The sequence below is a fragment of the Streptomyces sp. NPDC090083 genome (assembly GCF_044747445.1).
In the GTDB taxonomy this organism is placed as follows: Bacteria; Actinomycetota; Actinomycetes; order Streptomycetales; family Streptomycetaceae; genus Streptomyces.
Genome location: NZ_JBIVED010000009.1, coordinates 65,265 through 81,091, shown reverse-complemented (window position 1 = coordinate 81,091; position 15,827 = coordinate 65,265). Strand labels below are relative to the sequence as shown.

At 71.3% G+C, this 15,827-nt stretch carries 16 protein-coding genes and 1 pseudogene; 11 read left to right on the top strand and 6 right to left on the bottom strand.

All coding sequences use genetic code 11. From position 1 onward, the window contains the following. Nucleotides 1–4: 4 nt before the first annotated feature. Complete coding sequence (locus ACIPTO_RS28980; protein ID WP_401196937.1) at nucleotides 5–343, bottom strand: EthD domain-containing protein; 339 nt, start codon at nucleotides 341–343, stop codon at nucleotides 5–7. Between the two features lie 317 nt (nucleotides 344–660). Then, nucleotides 661–756, bottom strand: a pseudogene (locus tag ACIPTO_RS28975) (IS5/IS1182 family transposase); the annotation flags it as partial. 147 nt (nucleotides 757–903) lie between these two features. Here ACIPTO_RS28975 and ACIPTO_RS28970 point away from each other — a divergent pair. The 7 genes from ACIPTO_RS28970 (at nucleotide 904) to ACIPTO_RS28940 (ending at nucleotide 7,536) form a co-directional block, all read left to right on the top strand. Continuing rightward, on the top strand, nucleotides 904–2,043 hold the full coding sequence (locus ACIPTO_RS28970) for an NUDIX hydrolase (protein WP_401196936.1): 1,140 nt from the start codon (nucleotides 904–906) through the stop codon (nucleotides 2,041–2,043). Between the two features lie 316 nt (nucleotides 2,044–2,359). Next, a complete protein-coding gene (locus tag ACIPTO_RS28965; RefSeq protein ID WP_401196934.1) occupies nucleotides 2,360–2,500 on the top strand; it encodes a hypothetical protein in 141 nt (46 codons plus the stop codon). Between the two features lie 326 nt (nucleotides 2,501–2,826). After that, nucleotides 2,827–4,260 carry an ArnT family glycosyltransferase gene (locus ACIPTO_RS28960; protein ID WP_401196931.1) on the top strand — a complete coding sequence of 478 codons (1,434 nt, stop codon included), beginning with the start codon at nucleotides 2,827–2,829 and terminating at the stop codon, nucleotides 4,258–4,260. Nucleotides 4,261–4,590: 330 nt separating this feature from the next. Next, nucleotides 4,591–4,779: a hypothetical protein gene (locus tag ACIPTO_RS28955; protein WP_401196928.1), complete on the top strand. Its 189-nt coding sequence runs from the start codon at nucleotides 4,591–4,593 to the stop codon at nucleotides 4,777–4,779. A 697-nt stretch (nucleotides 4,780–5,476) separates the two neighbouring features. Further along, nucleotides 5,477–6,469, top strand: a complete 993-nt coding sequence (gene dhaK / locus ACIPTO_RS28950; protein WP_401196926.1) for a dihydroxyacetone kinase subunit DhaK — start codon at nucleotides 5,477–5,479, stop codon at nucleotides 6,467–6,469. Between the two features lie 46 nt (nucleotides 6,470–6,515). Further along, nucleotides 6,516–7,124, top strand: coding sequence for a dihydroxyacetone kinase subunit DhaL (gene dhaL / locus ACIPTO_RS28945; protein WP_401196924.1), 609 nt, complete (start codon nucleotides 6,516–6,518; stop codon nucleotides 7,122–7,124). Between the two features lies 1 nt (nucleotide 7,125). Then, nucleotides 7,126–7,536, top strand: a complete 411-nt coding sequence (locus ACIPTO_RS28940; protein ID WP_401197426.1) for a PTS-dependent dihydroxyacetone kinase phosphotransferase subunit DhaM — start codon at nucleotides 7,126–7,128, stop codon at nucleotides 7,534–7,536. Between the two features lie 182 nt (nucleotides 7,537–7,718). On the opposite strand, the gene ACIPTO_RS28935 is transcribed toward ACIPTO_RS28940, so the two are convergent. Continuing rightward, nucleotides 7,719–8,363 (bottom strand): TetR/AcrR family transcriptional regulator, encoded by a 645-nt coding sequence (locus tag ACIPTO_RS28935; protein ID WP_401196922.1) that lies wholly within the window; start codon nucleotides 8,361–8,363, stop codon nucleotides 7,719–7,721. 134 nt (nucleotides 8,364–8,497) lie between these two features. Here ACIPTO_RS28935 and ACIPTO_RS28930 point away from each other — a divergent pair, with 134 nt between their 5' ends. Next, on the top strand, nucleotides 8,498–9,259 hold the full coding sequence (locus ACIPTO_RS28930) for a glucose 1-dehydrogenase (RefSeq protein ID WP_366320063.1): 762 nt from the start codon (nucleotides 8,498–8,500) through the stop codon (nucleotides 9,257–9,259). A gap of 28 nt (nucleotides 9,260–9,287) precedes the next feature. On the opposite strand, the gene ACIPTO_RS28925 is transcribed toward ACIPTO_RS28930, so the two are convergent. Then, nucleotides 9,288–9,992, bottom strand: coding sequence for a glycoside hydrolase family 75 protein (locus tag ACIPTO_RS28925; protein WP_401196919.1), 705 nt, complete (start codon nucleotides 9,990–9,992; stop codon nucleotides 9,288–9,290). Nucleotides 9,993–10,399: 407 nt separating this feature from the next. On the opposite strand from ACIPTO_RS28925, the gene ACIPTO_RS28920 reads away from it, so the two are divergent. Together ACIPTO_RS28920 and ACIPTO_RS28915 are read left to right on the top strand one after the other, a co-directional pair. Then, complete coding sequence (locus tag ACIPTO_RS28920; RefSeq protein ID WP_401196917.1) at nucleotides 10,400–11,425, top strand: fibronectin type III domain-containing protein; 1,026 nt, start codon at nucleotides 10,400–10,402, stop codon at nucleotides 11,423–11,425. 214 nt (nucleotides 11,426–11,639) lie between these two features. After that, nucleotides 11,640–12,194: a hypothetical protein gene (locus ACIPTO_RS28915; RefSeq protein ID WP_366320069.1), complete on the top strand. Its 555-nt coding sequence runs from the start codon at nucleotides 11,640–11,642 to the stop codon at nucleotides 12,192–12,194. Between the two features lie 86 nt (nucleotides 12,195–12,280). On the opposite strand, the gene ACIPTO_RS28910 is transcribed toward ACIPTO_RS28915, so the two are convergent. Both ACIPTO_RS28910 and ACIPTO_RS28905 read right to left on the bottom strand, forming a co-directional pair. Then, nucleotides 12,281–12,835: a PadR family transcriptional regulator gene (locus ACIPTO_RS28910; protein ID WP_401196914.1), complete on the bottom strand. Its 555-nt coding sequence runs from the start codon at nucleotides 12,833–12,835 to the stop codon at nucleotides 12,281–12,283. Nucleotides 12,836–12,857: 22 nt separating this feature from the next. After that, nucleotides 12,858–14,873: an FAD-dependent oxidoreductase gene (locus ACIPTO_RS28905; protein ID WP_401196911.1), complete on the bottom strand. Its 2,016-nt coding sequence runs from the start codon at nucleotides 14,871–14,873 to the stop codon at nucleotides 12,858–12,860. 196 nt (nucleotides 14,874–15,069) lie between these two features. On the opposite strand from ACIPTO_RS28905, the gene ACIPTO_RS28900 reads away from it, so the two are divergent. Beyond that, nucleotides 15,070–15,810, top strand: a complete 741-nt coding sequence (locus tag ACIPTO_RS28900; RefSeq protein WP_401196909.1) for a hypothetical protein — start codon at nucleotides 15,070–15,072, stop codon at nucleotides 15,808–15,810. The last annotated feature ends 17 nt before the right edge of the window (nucleotides 15,811–15,827 follow it).

Genomic DNA, 15,827 nt, shown 5'->3' with positions numbered 1-15,827 from the left:
AGGCTCAGCCGACGGTCGTGACGTGTTCGTCCACGACCCACGACCGGGTGCGCGTCCGGTCGAGGAATGTCGCCTCGTCCTCGGCCACCCCGGAGCCCGGGGCGTAGACCTGCGCGATCCAGGCCTCACGGGCGGCCTTGTCCTCGAACTGCAGCCGGGTCATCACATCGAAGTCGGCCTCGGCGCCGCGCTCCTCGGGCGCGGGCAGGTAGGTGCGCGAGTACGCCGTGGGGGCGGGCGCGAGGCTGAGGACGAGGGGTACGTGGTGGTTCTCGTAGTGGTCGACGAACTCGTCGTGAGCAACCCCGGGCCGGGCCTTGAGAAGGGCGATGGTCGTGATCATTTGCGGCCTCCCAGGTTGCCGTTGTGCACACGCGCGCCGGGTGCAGGCGGGTTCCGCGCCTGCACTCGACATGTCAAGTCGGTAACGGATAGTTATTGTATGCCCAGTTCGGACGGTAAAGATCTTGTACGTGGTTCAGCTGCCGAGACCGACCGCGCGTTGACCTCTACCTCGCCGAGGCTCGTCGCTCCTCTCGGCAGTTGCCGCGCTGCGGAACCTTCTTGGCCACGCTCCGACGCCGACGGCTCGGGATGTCCATGACTGGGCGCGTGCCCTGCGCGGCGGATCCCACGCGGCGGTGACGAGATGCCGCTTCCGCCCGGAGGGTAAGTCCGACGCTCGACTCTGGGCAGCAGCGGTCCGATCACCGCCCAGTTCTCGTCCTCGACATTCCACGGCTTCGGCCGAACCACCTCACACCCCAGGATCAACGCACCCGGAGCGATACCACCACCTCGAAGATCATTTGGTCAGGATTTCTTAGAACAACACCCGAATTCTTATCTGGTAGGCGCTATCGGGCGTTCGGATCGGTGGCGTTCGACTGGCACAGTCCTGTTATGCCTATCTCCGCCAAGGGCTCCGTCGCTCTCATCGGGAGCTTCCGTCAGCGCTACCCCGAAGTCCTGGCGGCTGCCCAGATCTTCGCGAATGCCGGACTGACCGTGAAGAGCCCGCCGATCTGCCGGATCGTCGACCGCGGGCGGGAGTTCGTGCGCTTCGAGTCCGACCCTCCGGAGTCGTCGGACCACGAGCTCCAGGCAGCGACCTTGGAGAAGATCTTCGCCTCGGACCTGGTGTACGTCGTGAATCCCGGCGGCTACATAGACCGCACCACCGCGTACGAACTGGGGTGCGTCCACGAGCGCGGCATGGCCGTCTACTACGCCGAGCCGCCGAAGGACTTGCCCATCGCCGTCCCGGACGGAACCGTCGTCGATGCGCGCCGCTTGGCGGAGGTCATCGCCGGGGGCGATCCGGGACCCGCTCCGTTCAGGCGGCCAGGGGTCGCGGCGTTGCCGACGGCAGACATCGTGATCTTCACGATCCGCTCGGACCATCTGTGCGTCCTGCTCGTGCGGCGTGGCAAGGAGCCGCATCTCGGAATGCTCGCCCTGCCAGGCGGGTTCGTCCGGCCGGGAGAGTCCCTGGAGGACACGGCGAAGCGGGAACTCCTGGAGGAGACCGGGCTGGAGGAATCCGGGATTCGGATGGAGCAACTGCACACGTACTCGCGCCCGGAGCGTGACTCCCGGGGCCGGATCATCTCGACCGCCTTTGTGGCGGTCATGCCGGACCCGCCCGAGGTGACCGGCCCGAGCGACGCCGGCGCGGCCGACTGGGTCGAGGTCGAGGAATGGCTGTGGGGCCCCAACAGCAGCCTTGCCTTCGACCACGGCGAGATCATCCGGCACGGACTCGAACACATCCGGGCCCGGCTGGAACACACGACCCTCGCGACTGCCTTCTGCAACGACTTCTTCACGATCACCGATCTGCGCAAGGTCTACGAGGCCGTGTGGGGCTACAAGCTCGATCCGGGGAACTTCCACCACAGGGTCGTGGAGGAGACCTCGGGTTTCGTGGTCAAGACCGACAAGGTACGCAGGTCAGGACCCGGGAAGCCGCCTGCTCTGTTCCGCCGGGGCACGGCGGATCTGCTGGACCTGCCGCATCTGCGCGGCCGCCGCACACCCTAGGAACACCGCGGCCCCGGACGGTGCGAGAGCCCGAGGCGGCGGGAGTACACCGTGCACTGGTGTGGAGAACACCGACGCTCACCAGACCTGTGAAAGAGGGGAACTGGCGAGCATCCTTCCTCGGGAAGGACGACACCGTGCTGCCCCTTCACTCTTCCGCCGCCGGCGATTTCTCCTCCTCATGGACTTGGGAGGCAATGATCGGCCTCGCCGCCGCCCTGATCGTCAGCACCTGACTCGTCGTCAATCACCGCCGCCGCGACCAGAACGTCCTGCGGCACCAGCCCGACTGGACACGGCCGGCAATGCGCTTCTCGTGCTGAACCGGCTGCTGCTCACGACCGCCGTCAAGGACGTCACAGCCGAGCTGGGCGACGCGGTCAGTCGGCTCACGATCGCCGAACAGCGCTCCCTGGAGCTGCCGTTCGGAGTGGTCGTCGCAGAGCTGGAGGGCTAGGGCTACCGGGCGAAGGACCCGCCGCGGAATGGATGACGGTGCTGGAGAGGCTGGCCGTGGAACGAGTTCGGTAGCCGCCGGATAGGCGCCCCGCAATACCGGCGGTATCACACACGCACGGGAGCCTGGGGATCCCCCTATATGGCCCGCGGCTACGGTCGAGCGTTGTCGGTCCACGATGATTACGGGGTATCTGTATGTCGCTTCTCTCCAGACAGGAAAACAATCAGAAATCACCGGCGGGGGAGCCGGATGCCCCTGCGGGCATTCCACCCCTCGCCCGCGGCCCGGTGTGGGGCGCCGCCGCGGCCGTCACGTTACTGCTGTTGTTAGTCAGCAATCGTTTCGGATACTCGGGCGACGAGTTGTATTTCCTCGTCGCGGGACGCCATCTGGACTGGGGGTACGCGGATCAGCCCCCGCTCGTCCCCCTCCTGGCCCATGTGATGGACGTCGTCTTCGGCGGGTCGCCGGTCGCGCTGCGGACCCTGCCGGCCCTGCTGGCCGGCGGAAGCGTGGTTCTCACCGCTCTGACGACCCGCGAGATGGGCGGGCGGCGCAACGCGCAGCTCCTGGTCGCGGTCGCCTCCGGCCTGGCGCCGATCACGCTCCAGTCCGGGCATCTGTTCATCACCAACGGCGTCGACATCTTCTTGGCGATGCTCTCCTGCTGGCTGCTGGTGCGCTGGGTCAGGCTGCGTGACGACCGGCTGCTGATCGCGCTGGGCGCCGTGGTCGCCGTCGAGCTCCAGACCAAGTACCTCGCGGTCACGTTCTGGGCCGCGGTGATCGTGGCGGTGCTCGTCCTCGGACCGCGCGAGCTGCTGCGCCGGCCCAAGTTCTGGATCGGCGCGCTGATCGCGGTCGCCGTGACGCTCCCCTCGCTGATCTGGCAGGCCCAGCACGACTGGCCGCAGCTTGCCGTCAACCGGGCGATCACCGACGAGGTCGCCGCGAACAACGGCGGCGGGTTCCGGATGCCGCTGACCCTGCTGGGGGCGGCGGGTCTCCTCGGGGTGCTCCTGCTGGTGCACGGGCTGGTCCGGCTGTTGGGCCTGCCGAAGCTGCGGCCGTACCGCTTCCTCGGCTGGGCGTTCGTGGGCATCGTCGTGGTGTACGCGGTCACCGGGGCGCGCGGTTACTACGCCGGCTCGTACTTCATCCTGCCTTGGGCGGCAGCCGCCGCCGACCTCCAGGACCGTCCCGCGATCAAGAAGCGGCGCTGGTGGATCGCCACTCCGCTGGTGCTGGTTTCCGTCGCCAGCATCTTCACCATCCTGCCGGTCTATCCGCTGAGCAAGCTCGCGGACACGTCGGACCGGCTGTCCATGGAGACCGTGGGCTGGCCCGAGATGGCGGATTCCGTCTCGGACGTCTACAAGGCGATGCCGGCCGCGGACCGGAGCACCACGGCGATCCTGACCGACCGTTACGAGCAGGCCGCGGCGCTCGACCGCTACGGGCCGTCCCGGGGGCTGCCGCACGTGTACAGCGGCAACCGCTCGTACTGGTACTTCGGGCAGCCCGCGGACACGACGCGGCACGTCGTCTTCGTCGGTGGGGACGCCGCGTACCTCGACAGGTACTTCGGCTCGGTGAGCCGGAAGGGCCGGGTGGACAACCGCCTCGGGGTGGACAACATCAACCAAGGCATGCCGATCTGGGTGTGCGACGACCCGAAGGAGCCCTGGTCGAAGCTCTGGCCGGAACTCCGCCGCGAGGCCATGATCATTAAGCCGGGGGCCGACGCGGCCGACTGACCCCGCCCACCTCGACGCCCCCCCCGGCCGGACGTTCGGCTGTGTCCGGCCGGGGCCGGGCCGGGGCGGCCTCGGCGGAGGCAGTGGGTCCGAGACGGGTGGCCGTGCGGACTGGTCCGGCGAGGGCGAGGAAGCGGCTGTGCGCGGGCCAGGCGATGTGGGTGACGACGGGGGTGGGTCGGTCAGCGGCTACGGCGGCGGACTACGCGGGTTCCTCACCCGCTGGCTCCTCGAAATCTCCGCCGGCGTCTTCCGCCGACCTTGTGCAACTCGTCCGCACTGCAAGGTGCGACGCCCTCAGCCTCGGCCTCGCCGAGATCGCGCGCGCCCTTGTCCGCGTCGGTCCGGCTCGGTCACGGGCGTGTCATCGACACCACGGCCGACCAGTTCCTCGCCTACGGGCCGCAGGAGCGCGCCGCCGTCCTGACCGAGGTCGACTTGCGCCTCTCCGGGCTCGTAGCGGACCGGGAATTCCGGCCGGGAGACGGCCTGCTGTCCCCGCTCTTCCAACAGGCGTGAGACCACCACTCCGTGGGTGCGGCGGCCGCGACCGCGAGGCCGTCGTCACGACGGGCCTATTTCGGGGGCCGCCGCCGTCCCGCGCCACCGCACGTTCGGAAGGTGACCCGCTGATCACCGTCAGCGGAGGCGAAGCCACGGCCAACGCTGTGGCTGGACCGAGCCTGCTCACTTTCTCCGGCATGGGCCATGAACTGCCGCGCCCATTGTGGGACGAGAACACCGCAGCTGCGTCCGTACCGCACTTGCCGAGGTCAAACCGCTGTGCGGGAAGGCCCGCAGCCTCAAGGTCCCGGTGTTCCTGCTCGAACGCGAAGGACTTGCCCATCCCCCACTCACCGAACGGCCACTGACCAAAAATCCGCCGGCACACACACTGCCTCCTTCCGACAGCGGACTTTCGCGCTTCTTCAACGAATGGCACCGCGTCGCCTCGCGACTCCCACGGGCGTCCGAGCCCGTGACCTTCACCGCCGCAAGGTCGATACTGGTCACAGGGATGTTCCAGCCATCCCCGCCCGACCGACTCCAGAGACCTGACAGCCTTCACCTAAGTCAGCATTGGGTCAGCATCACCACCGCCAGAACCCGCTTCCAACCGCCGAGAATCACTAGGATCGATAACCGACCCGCCCCCTCTCTGACCAACAAGAGTGCAGGTCAGAGGAACATTTGCCAGCCTTGCCAGGAGGTACCGATGAAGATGTTGATCAACGTCGCGGAGACCGTGGTCACGGACGCGTTGCGGGGTATGGCGGCCGCTCATCCCGAATTGACCGTGGACGTCGAGAACCGGGTGATCGTGCGGCGGGACGCCCCCGTGGCCGGGCAGGTGGCGCTGATTTCCGGTGGGGGGTCGGGGCACGAGCCGCTGCACGGCGGGTTCGTCGGACCGGGGATGCTGGCCGCGGCCTGTCCTGGTGAGGTGTTCACGTCGCCGGTGCCCGATCAGATGGTGCGGGCCGCGGCCGCCGTGGACAGCGGAGCCGGGGTTCTCTTCATCGTGAAGAACTACACCGGGGACGTCCTCAATTTCGACATGGCGGCCGAGCTGGCCGAGGACGAGGGCATCCAGACCGCGAAAGTGCTGATCAATGACGACGTCGCCGTCACCGACAGCCTCTACACCGCCGGGCGGCGCGGTACCGGCGCGACGCTGTTCGTGGAGAAGATCGCCGGGGCCGCCGCGGCCGAGGGCCAGCCGCTGGAGCGGGTCGCCGCCATCGCCAGGCAGGTCAACGAGAACTCGCGGAGTTTCGGCGTCGCGCTCAGCGCCTGCACCACCCCGGCCAAGGGCAGCCCCACCTTCGACCTGCCGGCGGGCGAGCTGGAGCTGGGCGTCGGCATCCACGGCGAACCGGGTCGCGAGCGGCGGGCGATGATGACCTCCGGTGAGATCGCCGACTTCTCCGTCCAGGCGATCCTGGAGGACATGACACCGCGCAACCCGGTGCTGGTCCTCGTCAACGGCATGGGCGCCACTCCGCTCCTGGAGCTCTACGGCTTCAACGCCGAGGTCCACCGCGTCCTCGCCGAGCGCGACGTCGCCGTCGCCCGCACACTGGTCGGCAACTACGTCACGTCCCTCGACATGGCGGGTGCTTCCGTCACCCTGTGCCAGATCGACGAGGAACTGCTGCGACTGTGGGACGCGCCGGTGAAGACGCCGGGGCTGCGCTGGGGCATGTGACCCGACGGCGTATACGGTCAACTCCCCCACCACGCAAGGAGATCCAGTGCTCGACGCCGACTTCTTCCGCCGTTGGATGGCGGCGGCCGCCGCGTCCGTCGCCCGCGAGGCGGACCGGCTCACCGACCTCGACTCGCCCATCGGCGACGCCGACCACGGCGCGAACCTCCAGCGCGGGTTCACCGCCGTGACCGCCACCCTGGAGAAGGAGGCACCGGACACTCCGGGCGCCGTCCTCACCCTCGCCGGCCGACAGCTCATCTCCACGGTCGGCGGCGCGTCGGGCCCGCTCTACGGCACGCTCCTGCGCCGTACCGGCAAGGCGCTCGGGGACGCTCCCGAGGTGAGCGAGGAGGAGTTCGCCCAGGCGCTGCGCACGGGGGTCGAGGCGGTCATGACCCTGGGCGGTGCCGCACCCGGCGACAAGACCATGATCGACGCCCTCGTCCCGGCGGTCGACGCGCTCCCGGACGGTTTCGCCGCCGCACGGGCCGCCGCCGAGGCGGGTGCCCTCGCCACCACTCCCCTGCAGGCCCACAAGGGGCGGGCGAGCTATCTCGGGGAGCGCAGCATCGGGCACCAGGACCCGGGCGCCACCTCCTCCTCGCTGCTCATCGCCGCGCTCCAGGAGGCCTCGGAGGCGACCGGTGAGTGACGTGAGCGAGAAGCAGTTCGTGGGGATCGTGCTCGTTTCCCACAGCGCCGAAGTCGCCGCCTCCGTGGCCGAGTTGGCACGCGGGCTATCCGGTTCGGGCGCCTCGGTTCCGGTCGCTCCGGCCGGCGGCACCGAGGGCGGCGGGCTCGGCACCAGTTCCGAACTCATCGCTGCGGCGGTCGCGTCCGTCGACCGGGGTGCCGGGGTCGCCGTCCTCACCGACCTGGGCAGTTCCGTCCTCACCGTGAAGGCGCTGCTCGCCGAGGGGGACGAACTCCCGGCCGGCACCCGCCTGGTGGACGCCCCGTTCGTGGAGGGCGCGGTGGCCGCGGTCGTCACGGCGTCGACAGGAGCGGACCTGGACGCGGTCGAGGCGGCGGCAGCGGAGGCGTACAGCTATCGGAAGGTATGAGGTGGCGGGGGGACACACGGTTCCCTTCGGACGGGTGTGACGCGAGCACGTGGTCGGACAGGGCGCTCCGCCACGTGCCACCCGCGCACACTCATACCGTCTACTCCCGCCCGCATCCCCTACCACTCCAGTTCACGCCCGCGCCCGCACCGCCCACGGCAGCCGCTCCGCCGTACGACGGCCTACGACACCCCGTCCTCCGCGATGGCCAGCGCCGCCCGCAGCGTCTCCACCACCTCGTCCTCCCCCACTCCCGGCTCATCGCCCGGCCCGCTCCCCCGCGCGCGCCACGCGGACCGCTCCACCGCCGCCCGCAGGGCCGCGTTGAGCATGGCCGCCTGGATCATGGGCCGCAGGTCGTCCGGCGGTAGCCCGGCGCGGTCGGCGAGGGCTCGGGCGAACGCGGGTTCCGCCTCGTCGTAGGTCTGGAGCCAGATCGCGCGCAGGCCCGGTTCGGTGCGGGTGAGGCGGACCAGGGCGGTGCCGGTGGCGCTGTCGGAGCCGGTGGCGGCGAGGAGGCCGGTCGCGAGGGCCGGGTCGAAGAGTTCCGCCAGGGGGCGGCCGGGCCGCCACTCCCGCAGCCGGGCCGCGATCACGTCGATTCCGGCCGAGAAGAGCGGACGTACGCACGCCTCCTTGCTCGGGAAGTAGCGCCACACGGTACGCGCGGAGACTCCGACCGCCTGGCCGATCTGCTCGCCCGTGGTCGCCGCGACGCCCTGCGCGACGAACAGCTCCACCGCGGCCCGGGCGATCTCCAGGCGGATCTCGGCCTTGCGTGTCTCGGTGAGCGGTGGTCGTCCGGTGCGTCCGCTGGGTGCGGTCATCAGTTCCCCTCCGGCTGCGGTCGTGACCTCCCGGGATTCTCCACCATGACTTTATGTCACTCGAAGACATTAAGTCGTAGGGTGGGCACACCCCGGGCGACGCAGAGCCCTCGCACTCAGGACAGGAGCACCTCATGGCCAGTGGACTCGACGGACGCGGCGTCATCGTCACCGGAGCGGGCTCGGGCATCGGCCGGGCCGCCGCGCTGGCCTTCGCCGCGGAGGGCGCCAGGGTCCTCGTGGCCGATCTGAACGCCGAGGGCGCCGAGGCGGTCGTCAAGGAGATCGAGCAGGCGGGCGGTGACGCCGTGGCGGTCACCGGCGACCTGAGCGAGCAGACGGTCGTGGACGCGGTGGCGGCGACCGCCGTCGAACGGTTCGGCGGGATCGACGTGCTGGTGAACAACGCCGGGATCATGGACCGCATGTCGGCCCTGGCGGACGTGGACGACGCGGAGTGGGAGCGGGTCATCCGGGTCAACCTGACCGCGCCCTTCCTGCTCACCCGGGCCGTACTGCCGCACATGCTGGCGGCGGGCCGGGGCGCGATCGTGAACACCGCCTCCGAGGCGGGGCTGCGGGGCAGCGCGGCGGGTGCCGCCTACACGGCCTCGAAGCACGGGGTCGTCGGGCTGACCAAGAACCTCGCGGTGATGTACCGCAAGCAGGGCATCCGCGCGAACGCCATCGCCCCGGGCGGCACGGCGACGAACATCTCCGTGGACGCCGACCGGGCCGCCCACGGTCCGGCGGCGCTGGGCCCGCACTTCGTCAACGTCGGCCGGCTGGCCGGGGCCGAGGAGCAGGCCGCCGCGATCGTGTTCCTCGCCTCGGACGCGGCGAGCAACATCAACGGCGCGATCCTGCCCGTCGACGACGGCTGGTCGGCGGTCTGACGGCACCCGGGGCGCTCGTACCGACGGCTCAGTCCGCGTCCGCGAAGAGCCGTGCCAGCCGCTGCCCCGTCTCCACCGCCGCCGCGTGGTCCTCGATGGGCTTGACCCGCGCGTCCTTGAACACGATGTAGGTGACCCCGCCGGCCGCCCCGCCGCCGCGCGGATCGGTGGGGATGCCGAGGCCCTTGGCGGTGGCGTAGGACGCCTCGCCGATGATGTCGTGCGGACCGACATCGCCCACGACGGCGTACTGCACCCGGTCCCGGTAGACGACCGCGGCGACCGAGCCGCCGCCGATGCCGTGGTCGCGGTGGTTCCAGAGGGCGCTGGCGGCGGGGACCACGATGTACGGGAGCTGTTCGGCGCTCAGATAGCGGCCGTCGGACTGCTGGAACGCCGTCATGGAGGAGTAGAGCGGGTCGGTGCGCGCGTTGCAGTGGGCACCGGCCCGGCCGTCGCAGTCGATGTCCAGGTCGGCCTTCCAGTAGACGGCCTCCTTGGTGCCGCAGACCGGGATCGTCGCGCGTTCCCCGTCGTCGCTGCGGTACCGGCCGCGCGAGACGGGGACGCAGTCACGCACCTTGGCCAGCAGGTCGGCGGCGCGGACGTCGCCCTCGCGGACCGCCGTGGGCCCGGCCTGGGGACGGACGTAGGCGACGGGTGCGGCGGGCAGCGTGGTCGGGGCGAGCAGGGCGGCGCCGGCCACGGCCAGCGTCAGCGACTGGACACGCACGATGGAGGACCCTCTCCTGGGGGATCTGACGGACACTCAGCCCACCCTGGTACCGGCCCGGCGACTCGGCCACCGGTAGGGGGCCGGACGGTGCACGCCCCCACCGGACGGCGGGTCAGCGTCCTGAGTCCGCGTCATTCCCCGACGGGGGCCGGGGACCTGAGTCCGTGTCGGCTCAGGTCGCCCGGCCGCCCGCGCCGGCGCGGGATCAGCGACGACAGCGGTCCGCGCCACCGGCATGAACGGGCCACCCCCGAGGGCGAGTTCAGCCGTGCGAACTTCAGCATACGTAATGCCCCTGAGCGGTCGACGGCGACGCCCCCTTGATGCGCCCGCACCCCTCGCGCCATATTGGTCCGGACCTTTACGGTCGGGTGGTGCCCACGCAACGCCGGGGAGGCAGAATCGTGCGACGCGTCCGTACCACCCCCCTCGCCCTCGCGGCCCTCCCCCGCACCGTCCTGCTGTGCGCCGTACTCCTGCTGCTCGGCGCGCTCGCCTCCTGCGGCTGGGGCGGTCCGGACGGCGACGACGACGGGCACGCCCCCGGCGCACCGGCCGGCGTCACCGCCGCCGCGGGGAGCGCGACCAGCGTGCACGTCATGTGGGACGCCGTGACGGCGGACCCGGCCGTCGGCACCTACGAGATCTACCGGGGCGCCACCAAGGTGAGGGAAGTCCCGGGAACCGAGCACATGGTGGACGTCGTCAGGCTCAGGCCGTCCACCCTGTACGCCTTCACCGTGCGGGCCCGGGACACCGACGGCCGTCTGGGTCCGCGCAGCCGGGAGGTCCGGGCGCGGACCCCGGTCGCCGGGGCGGCCGACCACTCGGCACCCACCCGCCCCGGCGGCGCACAGGGCCGGGCCATCGGCAGCCGCGCGGCCCAGCTCTCCTGGAACGCCTCGACGGACGACCAGGGGGTGGTGTCGTACGACATCTATCAGGGCGGGGCGAAGATCCACAGTGTGGGCGGGGCACAGACCGCGACCGTGGTGACGGGACTGCGCCCGAGCACGCGGTACGCGTTCACCGTGCGGGCACGGGACGCCGCCGACAACCTCTCCGCCGCGAGCGCCGTCGTCGCGCTGACCACCGCGCCCGGCAGCGACGACGGGAGCGGCACCGCGCCCACCGACTTCCGCGCGACGACGCACAAGGGCGACGACGGGGCGTACTACATCGACCTGTCCTGGGTGCCGCCCCGCACGGACGGAGTCGTCACGGAGTACCAGATCCGCCTGGACGGACAGCCGGCCACGTCGCTGGTCTGGGGCGGCACCGCTCCGCGCGGCCGGGCGACCTACAGCTTCTACGCGGGCGCCGACGCCGGGGTCGGTCATCGGGTGCGGCTGCGGGCGCGGTTGCCGGACGGCACGTGGGGCGGCTTCTCGGCGGAGCGGACGGTGACTACGGGCGGCACCGGGCCGTAGCCGTTCCCCGGGACCGCGCACCCGGGACCGCGCACCGGGCACGTGCGCGTGCCGGCCGCCTGACCCGGACGAAGGAATCCGTCACCTGCCCGGTCGCCGTCCGCTCGCGGTACGGCCCGGGGACGCGTTGGCTTCCTTGGAGGCAGCACGGCCGTTCCCCGATCCCGGCGGCGCAAGGGATGTTCCGCCAACCGTGCCGCCGGAGGGCAGTCTCATGCGCACTTCTCAGCTACTCCTCCGCTCCGGCCTGACCGTGACAGCCGCCGTTCTTCCGCTCGCCCTGACCGCCACCGCGGCGGGCGCGGCGTCGGGCATCTCCGTGAGCACGACCGGGACCACGGTCTCGGTCACGACCAGCGCCTGCTCCCAGAACCGCACCACCGGCGTCTGGGGCACCGGCTCACTCCTCACCAGCAGCCAGGGCAGCTTCGCCGAGGGCCGGAAGGCGACCCTCGCGGGAACGACCGTCAGCCAGTCCACCGCCTGGACGAACGTCACTCCGGGCACCTACACCGTCATCGTCATGTGCCAGAACGCCAGCACGCCCGCGGGCACCCAGACCGTGATCGTCAGCAGGTCCACCACCCCGACGGCCAGGCCCACCGCCACGGCCACGGCCTCGCCCTCGCGCGGTGTCATGGGCGGTCTCGGCGGTTCCACCAAGGACTACGGCCCGCTCACGCTGGGAGTGGGCGGGGGCCTGGTGGGCGCCGGTGTGATCGCGACGGCGTGGTTCCTGCGCAGACGCGCGAAGCCGTACCGCCTCTGACCCCTGCCGCCCGACCACGAGGGGCCGCCCGCACCCGGACGGCCCCTCCTCGCTTCCGCCATGTCCCGGGGCGACCCGCCCCTCACCTACTCCGCGGACATCCCCTGCGGCAGCTCCGCGAACTCCTCGATCGCGTGCGTGAGCCACCGGGTCCAGAACGTCTCCAGGTCGATCCCGGCGCGCAGCACCAGATGCTGGAGCCGGTCCTGGGCGCTGTCCCGGCCCGGCGGGAAGTCGCGCTTCTCGATCTCCTCGTACTCCGTCAACTGCCGCTGGTGCAGGGCGAGATGGCGGCGCAGGTCCTCCTCGATGCCGTCCGTGCCGACCACGGCCGCCGCGCGCAGCCGCAGCAGCATCGTGTCCCGTAGCGGCTTGGGGTCCTGGGACGAGGCGGTCCAGCGGGCCAGCTCGGCGCGGCCCGCCGGCAGGACCTCGTAGCGCTTCTTCTGGCCGCGGGCCGGCTGCTCGGACGCGAGCGCCCTGATCTGGCCGTCCGCCTCCAGTTTTCCCAGCTCGCGATAGATCTGCTGGTGCGTCGCCGACCAGAAGTAACCGATCGACCGGTCGAAGCGCCGGGTCAGCTCAAGGCCCGAGGACGGCTTCTCCAGGAGGGCGGTGAGGATCGCGTGCGGGAGTGACATGGGGTCATCCTAGGGACGGCCCTCAGAGGGCGGCCGCGACCTCGGTGCCCTGCTTGATGGCGCGCTTGGCGTCCAGCTCGGCGGCCACGTCGGCGCCGCCGACGAGATGGACGGAGCGGCCGGCGGCGGTCAACGCGTCGTACAGCTCGCGGCGCGGGTCCTGGCCCGTGCACAGGACGACCGTGTCGACCTCCAGGACGGTGCTCGTGCCGTCGACGGTGACGTGCAGTCCGGCGTCGTCGATGAGGTCGTACCGGACGCCCGGGACCATGGTGACGCCCCGGTGCTTGAGTTCGGTGCGGTGGATCCAGCCCGTGGTCTTGCCGAGTCCCGCGCCGACCTTGGTCGCCTTGCGCTGGAGGAGGTGGACGCTGCGGGGCGGCGCGGGCCGCTCGGGTGCGGTGAGGCCGCCGGGGGCCGCGTAGTCCATGTCGACTCCCCAGGCGCGGAAGTAGGTCGCCGGGTCCTCGCTCGCCTTGTCGCCGCCGTCCGTGAGGAACTCGGCGACGTCGAAGCCGATGCCGCCCGCGCCGAGGATCGCGACGCGGTCTCCGACGGGGACGCGGTCGCGCAGCACGTCGAGGTAGCCGACGACGCTGGGGTGGTCGACGCCGGGGATGTCGGGCCTGCGGGGGCTGACGCCGGTGGCGACGACGATCTCGTCGTAGCCGCCCAAGTCCCCTTCCGTGACAGGCGTGTTGAGGCGTACGTCGACCTCGTGCTCGGCGAGCCGGGTGCGGAAGTAGCGCAGCGTCTCGTCGAACTCCTGCTTGCCCGGGACCTGTCGGGCCACGTTGAGCTGTCCGCCGATCTCGCTCGCGGCGTCGAAGAGGGTGACCTCGTGGCCGCGTTCGGCGGCGGAGACCGCGCACGCCAGACCGGCGGGACCCGCGCCCACCACCGCGACGCGTTTGCGCAACCGCGTGGGGGCGAGGACGAGTTCGGTCTCGTGACAGGCGCGCGGGTTGACCAGGCAGGAGGTGATCCGGCCGCTGAAGGTGTGATCGAGGCAGGCCTGGTTGCAGCCGATGCAGGTGTTGATCGCGTCGGAGCGGTCGGCCGCGGCCTTGGCGACGAAGTCGGGGTCGGCGAGCATCGGCCGGGCCATCGACACCATGTCCGCGTATCCGTCGGCGAGCAACTGCTCGGCCAGTTCGGGGGTGTTGATGCGGTTGGTGGTGACGAGCGGGATCGAGACCGCGCCCATCAGCTTCTTCGTCACCCAGGTGTACGCCCCGCGCGGCACCGAGGTCGCGATGGTCGGGATGCGGGCCTCGTGCCAGCCGATGCCGGTGTTGATGAGGGTCGCCCCGGCGGCCTCGACCGCCTTGGCCAGCCAGGTGACTTCGTCGAGCGTGGAGCCGCCCGGCACGAGGTCCAGCATGGACAGCCGGTAGATGATGATGAAGTCCTCGCCGACCGCTTCGCGCACCCGGCGCACGATCTCGACGGGGAAGCGCGTCCGCTTCTCGTACGAGCCGCCCCAGCGGTCGTCGCGGTGGTTGGTCGGCGCGGCGATGAACTCGTTGATGAGGTAGCCCTCGGAGCCCATGATCTCGACGCCGTCGTAACCGGCCTGGCGGGCGAGGCGGGCGGCGCGGACGTAGTCCTCGACGGTCTGCTCGACCTCGTCGTCGGTGAGCGCGCGGGGCGGGAAGGGGCTGATCGGGGCCTGGAGGGCGCTCGGCGCGACGAGGTCCTGGTGGTAGGCGTACCGCCCGAAGTGCAGGATCTGCATCACGATCCGGCCGCCCTCGCGGTGCACGGCGGCGGTGATCTCCGCGTGCTGCGCGGCCTCGGCGTCGGTGGTCAGCTTGGCGCCGCCCTCGTAGGGGCGGCCGGCCTCGTTGGGGGCGATGCCGCCGGTGACGATCAGGCCGACACCGCCGCGCGCGCGTGCCGCGTAGAACTCCGCCATGCGCTCGAATCCGCGCTCGGCCTCTTCCAGGCCGACGTGCATGGAGCCCATGAGGACGCGGTTGGGCAGCGTGGTGAAGCCCAGGTCGAGGGGGTTCAGCAGGTGCGGGTAACGGCTCATCGGGCCCTCCGTGCGCGGTGTCGTGCCTCTGTTGTAGAGGACGGGAGGGCCATTGTGCAACTAGTTGCATAAACGTCGATGAGCTTCCGCGCCCCGGATTCACAGGGATCTATTACCGGTTCTTTATCGGCCGCCCCGGAGAATCACAGGCAGGCGTGCGGGTGGGATGCCGCGCGCGGGGCCTAGGGAGCGAGCCGTGACGCACGATCCTGAGCACGAAGCCGGCGACAGCGCGGCGGTACCTCCGATGCCGGACCACGCGCCCGAGTGGGAGGTCCTCGTGGGCCCCGGTGGCGCGGAGCGCGAGCGCGTCGGCATCGACCGGCTGTGGCGCCGGCGGTCGCGCCGGTCCCGCGTGGTGATCGCCGCGGCCACGGTGGGGGTGCTGGCACTCGGCGGGACCGTCGCCTACGCGGCGACCTCGGGAGGCTCGGGCGGCGACGCCGTACCGGCCGCGGCGGCCTCCCCCTCGGGCAGCCCGTCGCACGGCGGTCCCGGCTTCCGGCACGGTGGCGGCTTCGGCCTCGGCGGCGCGGCCGTGCACGGCGAGGCGACGGTCAAGGACCGGACCACCGGCAAGTGGGTCGTCCGCATCTGGCAGCGCGGCACGGTCACGAAGGTCGACGGCGACCAGGTCACCGTCAAGAGCGACGACGGCACCTCATGGACCTGGACCGTCGGCTCCGGCGTCACCGCCCAGGGCTCCGACGCCCTCAAGAAGGGCACCACGGCCTCGCTGACCGGCACCCGCTCCGACTCCGGCACCCGAACCGCCGACCGGGCCTTCACCGGCACCTTCGACCACAGGGGCCCGGGCAACCGCCGCGGCACCGGCCCGGACGACCGGGCCCCCGGCCCCTGGGGCCGCGGCGGCCACGGCGCCGGTCCGAGCGGTGCACCGAGTCCGAGCGCGTCCGGCAGCGGCGCGTCGACCTGACGGGTCCCGCTGCGGTA